Below are 8358 nucleotides of genomic sequence, written 5' to 3'. Positions count from 1 at the left end.
AGCCGGGACTATGTCGCCCGGCTACCGGAACCGCGTCCTGGAACTGTCACACAGGAACCGGAACCAATGTGTCCACCATCTACCGGAACTGCACATGCCGGACGCGTGCCGAAGAGCACTATGCGAGCACCGACTCGACCATTCTCGCCTCTCAGAGACAAGCTGAGAATCGAGAAACCCCAGGTCAGATGGGGTGTAGAGTGGTAGGGCGCCCGGGGCTCGAACCCGGAACCTACGGATTAAAAGACGACAGATTCAATGCCTGGAATTGTTCCTGAGTACCAAATCGTATCGCTCAGGCGATAATTGTCGGTTTCAAAATGTCCAACAATGCCGTCCGGTGGCGGGGCGTATCGCGGGCCGAAGAGCACGCGACGAGCACTCATCGTGCGGTCCGGTGCACCATAACGCACACTTGACCTTTCGACGCGCATGGTTCAGGTGGACCGTCTCTCGGCTGGCCGGCTGCACTTGACGTCGTTGCCTGTTCTTGCCCTAAGGCAATGGTGTTGCGTCGAGTCGCTGAGGTCCTGCAAGCATCTTACTGTATGGCGTGATGGCCCATTGGGAGTGGTAGAGGCTGCCGCGGCGATCCAGAGTCATGAGTGGGGATCCCTCTCGTCTTGCGGGCGCAAGCCTGTGCACTATCTCCAGGCAGGTGGCTGAGCCAACGGGTGACACCACAGCTCAAACCCTGTGTACGAGTTTTGAAGCGGTACACGCAGCAGGGTTCGCGTTCGTCCGCAGGATTCCCGGTGCGAGGGGACAGATTGTGCCAGACGATCATTTCAGCTCGATAGCTTCCTTGAAAAGGTCCATCACTGCGTCGGGTGTGAGTTTGGTTTTCTGGAGAGTCCACACCTGCGTCCCAGTTTGGAGCATAAGGCCCCTTTGCTGTTCAAAGTCCTGGCGACGGAAGCCGTGTGGACGGTCTCGTGGACCGTAATCGTAGCTACGGAGATTTGGCCATTCTTCAAAGCGCAATAGATGCCAGATTAGTCGGTTTTCGTACACCTCGCATACAATGTTCCCCAGAATGAGGATCCCCGAAAAGATGGCTCCGCCTTCGACGAGTGGGTCGTGGTCGCCACTGCGGAGATGACCGTCCCACCTCCCCTGGGGCCAAACGTCAATCGTGAGACGATGGCTCGCCCAGAGGAGTTCCCAACGGGGCACGCCAGACGCCTTCTCCAGGGTGGCTTCGGGAAGCGCCTCCTTCACAATGTCCGCAGTTTCCTCAAGGATATGTGCAAGGTCATTTATTGCCTGGCTCGCCTGGTCCTGCTCGGATGCTCGCCTGAGGGCGTCAGCAGCCTGACGCGCTTCCATGAGGGAACGATCTTCTTGCGCTTTAAGAGCAGCCTGGCTGAGCCGCTGCTGCCCTGGCGTGAGCCGCGTGGAAGCTGCGTCGAGCGCCTCCACTACAGCGCGAGCATCCTGGGGCCGCTCGCTTGGATTCTTCGCAAGCAGGCGTAGCGTCAGCCGTCCGAGAGCCGGCTGCACCTCCAGTGGAGGTGGTGCCATCTGCAGGTGTTGGTGTCGGAGTGTCGCTTCGTCTTCCCCCGTAAATGGACGTGTCCCGGCCAGGAGTTCGTAAGCGATGACGCCCAGGGCGTACAGGTCGGTCTTAACAGTTGCGGGCTGGCCTCGCCAAAGCTCTGGAGCCATGTAGGGCATGGTTCCAGCGCCGAGGAAGGTGTAGGTGCCGGTGGGCTCTTCGAGATTGCGCGCGATACCGAAGTCAGCCAACTGCCAGTGGTCTGCAACCTGGAGGACGTTTGCTGGCTTGAGGTCACGATGTAGCACCGAGATTTCTGCCAACTCGACAAGACCTTGCGCGATCTGGCGCAAGGTGTCAACTCGTGCCGCTTCACCGAGGTCACCGGACTCCAACGCGCCAGCCAACGATCGATCTGCCAGCGGCATCACCAGGAATAGATCATCATTGACGTGCCCTACGTCAAGGGCGCGCATCACATGAGCGGTTGAGGTGGTTGCGAGAACCTGAGCAATCTCAACCTCTCGCTCGCGGCGCCGCCTTTCCGCGGGGTGACCTCTGCGCAAGGGAACATGTTTCACCGCAATAGGCATCCCATCAGGGCTTTGACCACGGTAGACCTCGCCGAAGCCGCCGAGATCTCCGATTCGGGCTCCCTGATCGTAGGCCCATTGCGTTCCGCTCTCACCGACGAAGACATCCACTCGACTAGTGTGCATCAATCGGTGCGCCTCTGAGACGGACACCACGGTCTTTGGCCTACCTGACTACGTCTGTGCAGCCGCACACATGATCAAAGTCGGAAGCAAGGCATCTTACAGAGGGTTCGAACAACCTTCTTCAAAGTTCAAGACGTGTCTATGGAGCTTCGCCGACGGCGAGGGTAGCGCGAGGTCATCGCTCAAGAGGCGGACCATCGGTCATCGATTCATTGGATAGCTCGTTACTGACCTCAGCACGCGGAGCTGGTACGGCGGGAGAGACGATCAAATCAGGAAGATGTTGACTATGAGCCCGCTGCAAGTACTGGATGCCGGTGTCGTTGGTGCTTTGATAGTCGAGTGCCTGGCGAACGAATGCGAGTCGGTGACGTGCGTCCTGGATCACTTCGGCCCATGTCACAGCACGAACCACGAAGCTTTCCCCTTCGACGACGATGCCTGGGTCACGTCCCTTCTGGTTCGCCATCTTCTCGACGGCTGGTTTCAGCATGTCTCCGACAATCCAGAACTCCCACCTGCAGTCAATACGCGCGAATCGGGAATCCATGGTGACGGCGGTGGCGTAGTTTTGGATCTGCGAGAACTGGTCCATACCGACATGGACATTCGGGCGCTTCAGCTCGATCACGATGTGTTCGCGGTGGTTGCGCCGTTGCTCGACGACACGGCTCAGCATCATGTCAACAACTACCTTGCGCCCGTCTTCATCCAGCACTTCGGCGGCGTCTACCTCGGCGGGCGTTAGCTCGTCTCGGCCCAACAACTGAATGTGGTCGCGCAGTGCTGTCTTCAGCGTCACGTCGTCCGCGGTGAGGGCGTACTCCTCCCGGAAGACCCATGTCTCCGCAGCCAGGATTCGGTGGAGCTGGCTACGCTCCAGGAAGTGCTTCTTCAGCTCTCTGTCGAAGACGATCTCTTCCAGCCCGGTGAGGAAGTCCAATCGGTCGGTGATGCGTCGGGCGGCGGTGATGATGGCGCTGAGCGAGGTGCGCTCTATCAGCTGGGTAAGCTCGGTAAGCCGCTCAGGGGGAAGGTCCAAAACCTCGCGGAGGACGTCATGGACAGACCTTGGGCTCTTCTCCAGGGCTTCGCGCAAGAGCCTGAGTGAGAGTTTGCGGTATCGAGTATCGGCTGTTTCCACAGCTGGCGCAGCGGCCACCGCGACAAGGTCGAAGAGGTTCCGCTCGGCGCGCTCGATGATCGTTCGAGGCTCATCCTTGAACGGATAGCTGTGCTCGTCTTTCCAAGACTTCAACAGGATGCTGCCGCGTTCGTCCGCGCGCTCCTTGAAGTGTCGCTTCAGCTCGTCCTTGGCGGCATCGACTATGGAGGCGAGGGGCTCTTGCCCGAGCTCGGCAAGCGCAAGATCGGCAATTGAGTCCCGGAACCCCTTCCAAGTGATGTACGCGGTGAACTCGAAGCCTGGGGCCTGGATACCCGGTGGGAGCTGAAAGAGAGATGTCCCTGACGTGTCGCAGAGATGCATGGCTCGCTTGACGGGCTGTCTCCACTCGATCACGGTCAGGGTGATCCCGGTCAGGCCGGCGACGTCCAACTCGGCCTGGTGGAGACTGGACTGCAGCCGGGCTGGATCGAGGGGGTTTCCTTGCCAAAGGACCTTGACGGGGTACTGCTTGAGGTAGAGGGCGAGGACCGTTGTCAGCTCGTCGACGGTCGAGTCCCGCAGCAGGGTCTTCTGGGCTGCTTCGGTGAGATTGGTGATCAGCACCCGCGTGCCGGTGCTGCTGTCGGTCACCGGTATGGGTGAACCGACCTGAAACTCCCTGAGCGCGCTACGGCGGCCAGTGATCTCGATGTAGTTGCGCTGACCTTGGATGTCGTCAGCAACGGTCATCCACTGGACCTGTTCGCCAATGCCGTAGGCCGTCCAGCGGCCTTGGCCGTTACGCCCGTGGAGAAGTCGTCCGCCGTCGGTCTGCGTTGCGAGCTTCTTCCACGATCCGCCGAGGTGGCTGAAGTACTTTTGCACTTGATGAAGCGTGATTCCCGTACCGTCGTCGGTGATCGTGACGCTCTCGATGCCGCCCAGTGTGTTGGTGGTCAACTCCACGGCCACCGTGGACGCGTCTGCGTCGAGACCGTTCCATACGAGTTCAGCCACCCCGATAATAGGAGATTTCACCAATCTCTCAAGGTGGTCCTGCTCGACGCTGACGATCAGTTGCTCCACCCGTTGAGTCTTGCACGATTGGGTGCCGGATTGGGGCGAGACAGCCCGCACTGAATGGCCATGAACGAGGACAAGCAGCGTCTAGGCCACACAACCCGGTGTTGCTTCGGAGCATCGGCCGCACCAGGCGCTGTCGCTACGGCCACCCACGCATCCAGCCGAGGTTGTCGATCTCACCGCTCGAATACAGCGACGACATACCATTGGCGGTCTCATCAACGAGTACCGCCAAGCTGCATAGACGACGCCAAGCCACAGGTCAGGCTCGTGATACCGGTTTGGCACCGCACACGGTTGCGTTCTGTAGTTCGATGGGGACAGATTGTCAGTGGCGGGTTCTATCGTCGCGCGCATGAGCCTCACACATGGGCTGGTGTCCCCGCGGACTCCACTACGGCTGTTTCTCGACCGCGAGCTGACCGCCGGGGTTCGGCGTCTCCGGCAGACCTATCGGGGGCAGCTTCCCGCTGGGCCGCTGATTCTCCCCGGAGATGGTGTCGGCTTCGAGGCGGGGACGGTCGGTACCGCCATAGATCAGCGACTGCGACTGTCCTTCACCTGCGTACCGTCTCTGGACGCTGCCACGTTTCTGGGCTGGGACAACTGCCGTGCCGCTGCTGGCGTGCGGGGACGGGACAATCTCGCCGGTGTTCTTGCGGAGGTTGGTGAGCAGCTCATTCAGCGCCTGACTGACACCGTGACGCGAATGCAGTTGGACGACCGGAACCAGCCCATGCTTCGCGCGGAGGACGAGGAAGAGGATCTGGCGCGCATGCTGATAGCCGCCGCGTGGTACGCCCTCAATTACCGCAACCCCTTCGCCTTCCCCGATACCCCGCTCGTCAAGGCCGCCGTCACGGCGCCGGCCACCTTCACCTTCGACCGGCTTCTGGCAGTCCCGCATCGTCATCTGGTTGATGACCTTCTCGCGCAGCTGCATGCTGCGCAGAACAGTGCCTTGGAGCGACTCCGCCTCGCCTCCCAGCCGGAAGCGTGCGCCTCAGGCAGCACCTTCGACGGCAGCTCAGATCTTGCAGCCGACGCTGACCTGATCATCGAAGGGACGCTGGTGGACATCAAGAGCACCCGCCGGGTCCACAACTTCCCGCTGCCCACCGTGTATCAACTGCTCGGCTACACACTGATGGACTACTCCGACCGCTACCGGATCGACGCGGTCGGCATCTATCTGTCCAGGGCCGGCACATTGATCACCTGGCCGCTGGAGGACTATCTCGCGCTGCTGGGCGCGAGGCGTCGCGACCTGGGCGAACTTCGTGACGTGTTCGCCCGATTGCTGAAGTACGAAGGATGCCGGGCCGACGACGAGCCGCTTCCGGAACAGGCGGAGGGGGTTAATCGCCTGCTGGATGGTCTTGTCGCCCCCCTCCCGGACGGATGCTGCGAGGTCTGCGCACAACCGCTTCCAGAGCAGGTCGGAGCCCACAGGCGGCGACGCTACTGCTCATCATTTTGCCGTCAGCGCTCCTTCGTTCTTCGCCGTAGAGGCTGGCTGAACCCATGAGCTGGGTTGCTAGATCTAGAGGCTCTACAGGCGGGCTGGCGGAGTAGCCAGCTTCTTGCTGCAAGCCCTCTGATGCAACGCTGCCACCGGTACTATGGAATTCACCGAGCAGGCGAAACGGGGTGCTGGGAAAATGGGGCAGCGCGCTGAGTTCTCGGCGGCAACTCGGAAGGTCATCGCGGAACGGGCCGGGTATCAGTGTTCAGTGTTGAATTGCGGGCGATTGACGGTGGGTCCTGGGCCAGGTAGAACGCAAGTCGCGAACACTGGCATGGCTGCCCATATATATGCCGCCTCGCCTGATGGTCCGCGCGGAACTGGCGGTCTTTCGACTACTGAGCGGCGTGAACCTGAGAACGGTATCTGGTGCTGCTACTCCCACGGCAAGGAAATCGACTCCGATAAAGGTCGCGCCTATTCGGCTGCAGAACTCAAAGGATGGAAGCGGCTACATGAAGCCAGGAAAAGCGCCGAGGTAAATGGGAGCGCACGAGACCGATATGGCTTGGTTGAATCCATATCGGTAAACTCTGCGCCGGGAGCTTTGGCGGGGAAAAAGTTTGATCTTGCCATGCGAAATATCATCACGGGGCCGAATGCCAGCGGTAAGTCTGTTCTGGCGCGTCTTCTCGCCAGCGTGGCGGATTCCGACCATGTGGCAAAACTCTCTCGCAGTCGTGATGTGGACATCGAGGTTCGATGGTTTGACCCGTATGCCCACGATGTCTCCACCACAGGCCGTTCAGGCAATGTAACCCATGTTCTTGATGGACAATTGGTTCCATATGTCGCCCGCCCCTACAAGACGATACTACTTGATGACGATCAAGTCAGTGTAAAACCTACTAATCTCGTCTCTCTTGCCCAGATGCTCGACCTCAGCGTATCCGCGATGAAGGCCACCCTGATTATGCTCGCCGAGTCGAGCAATCTTGTTAGGGAGGTGCGGATTTCAGGTGCGCAAGTCGATTGGACGGTGGAAGTAGATGGGCGCATAGATCGGTCAAACTTTCACGGCTTTAGTGCATCAATGCAGAGTGCGATTTTGTGGGAAGTGGTTGGTTTTCATGCCCGACACCATGCGCGTGTCGAGCCCACTTTGCTTCTCGTTGACGAAGGGGTAGGCCGGCACCTTACCCCGGGGATGGTGGATTGTGCGATAGATCGTCTACAAGACATGGCTGAACACGCCCAGGTGGCACTAATAAGCACTTTCTTGCCCAGGTCAGAGATATCCCGTGGTTGGATGGTTACATCACTGGATGATCATCGGGCTGCTGATAGCGGTAACCCCACCTGCCCCATTGACTTTGAGATTCAGACAATGCCCTTGGCCACCCAGCCGCCCATGTAGCCCAGTAAGGGTTGTAGCCCTCCATGATGCGGCCTGTTCAGGGGCTTATTGGATAGGAGCAGTGGCAAGCAGGGTCGATCGTGCACGACGTGCGGTTAAACATCGATGGGGCTTCAACTCCAAGCATTGTGACCACACTTCTGAGAGCGTTCTCACCGGGAACGGGCTTCCTGTCGCAGCGACGTGACATTCCCGTAGAACATTATCCGTGTAGAAACATGGCATCACGCGAAGATCCATGAGTAGGCTTCCGAACACCACTGATGTCGTCATCGTAAGCCGCCACGTTCCCGTCCCTGATGAAGCACCAAGCAGAAGAAATCAGGCCGGTCAGGGCACGAGGCGCTCACGCCGGAAGAACGACACTGGTGAATCTCCGAGCACAGACACGCAATTGTCCAAGACGCACATCTAGCGCTTCGCCCGCACAAAGAATGGATGGCCATGGTGTGGGCCACCCAATGCGGCGCCGCCTTGTGGCATTGGCCCCACTGGGCAGTCTGGCAAAAAAATCGCCGTCAGTCTCGCCTGCTGGGACGAGCGAGCGCGATGATCATTCTTTCGAGGCTCCAGTTCGGATCGAGGAGCGATGGAATCGGCTGGTCGCCAGTGTGGATTGCATGTATATCCGCAGCGAACTGATCATGATCAGCCTCCGGCGCGAAGATGGCCGTCACGTCGCTGAGTGTGAACGCAAGATCGCCGCAGTGGCGCCATTCTCGTTCCCAGGAGAAGTCCTTGCGGTAGACCACGCCGTCGCTAGATCGAACTCCGCTTCCCATCTGTTCCATGAAGGGCGTGAGACGAAGGATGTCAGGCAGGTCACCATGTGGCTGTGTGAACGGTTGGGCGGGTGCGGCGAGGGCGTTCTGGACGAGCCGCTGGATGGGGACAGTCAACCAATCGTGCCCAGGAGTGATGTCGATGTACCAGATCGGGTTCACTCCGGATCGGCGCCCCCACTCCTTGGTGAAGGCTAGATCGCTGATGTGAAATTCCGTGATCGGCTGCGGGCATGACGAAGGGCGTCCATGGTCGGTGTGTGAAGACAGACTTAGACGCCCTTCT

The 8358-nt window shown here is 59.6% G+C and carries 5 protein-coding genes; 2 read left to right on the top strand and 3 right to left on the bottom strand.

The features are described 5' to 3' along the window. Nucleotides 1-783 precede the first annotated feature (783 nt). Both ACFWY5_RS57700 and ACFWY5_RS57695 read right to left on the bottom strand, forming a co-directional pair. The gene (locus tag ACFWY5_RS57700; protein ID WP_379618950.1) at nt 784-2202 is read right to left on the bottom strand and encodes a protein kinase; all 1419 of its coding nucleotides are present in this window, start codon (nt 2200-2202) and stop codon (nt 784-786) included. Between the two features lie 190 nt (nt 2203-2392). Continuing rightward, nucleotides 2393-4411 carry an ATP-binding protein gene (locus ACFWY5_RS57695; RefSeq protein ID WP_379618948.1) on the bottom strand — a complete coding sequence of 673 codons (2019 nt, stop codon included), beginning with the start codon at nt 4409-4411 and terminating at the stop codon, nt 2393-2395. A 352-nt stretch (nt 4412-4763) separates the two neighbouring features. Here ACFWY5_RS57695 and ACFWY5_RS57690 point away from each other — a divergent pair, with 352 nt between their 5' ends. Next, nucleotides 4764-5936: a hypothetical protein gene (locus ACFWY5_RS57690; RefSeq protein ID WP_379618946.1), complete on the top strand. Its 1173-nt coding sequence runs from the start codon at nt 4764-4766 to the stop codon at nt 5934-5936. Nucleotides 5937-6030: 94 nt separating this feature from the next. Beyond that, the gene (locus ACFWY5_RS57685; protein ID WP_379618944.1) at nt 6031-7290 is read left to right on the top strand and encodes a hypothetical protein; all 1260 of its coding nucleotides are present in this window, start codon (nt 6031-6033) and stop codon (nt 7288-7290) included. Between the two features lie 518 nt (nt 7291-7808). Here the strand turns inward: ACFWY5_RS57685 and ACFWY5_RS57680 are convergent. Then, the coding region (locus tag ACFWY5_RS57680) for a hypothetical protein (RefSeq protein ID WP_379640356.1) at nt 7809-8358 on the bottom strand (550 nt) is incomplete at its 5' end.

The sequence above is a fragment of the Nonomuraea sp. NPDC059007 genome, from assembly GCF_042740555.1.
GTDB lineage: Bacteria > Actinomycetota > Actinomycetes > Streptosporangiales > Streptosporangiaceae > Nonomuraea.
This window is presented reverse-complemented; position numbering and strand designations above follow the sequence as displayed.

Excerpts from the sequence above, each read along its gene's own strand:
- ACFWY5_RS57690 (WP_379618946.1), top strand. The coding sequence starts at position 4,764 with ATGAGCCTCACACATGGGCTGGTGTCCCCGCGGACTCCACTACGGCTG.
- ACFWY5_RS57685 (WP_379618944.1), top strand. The coding sequence starts at position 6,031 with ATGGAATTCACCGAGCAGGCGAAACGGGGTGCTGGGAAAATGGGGCAG.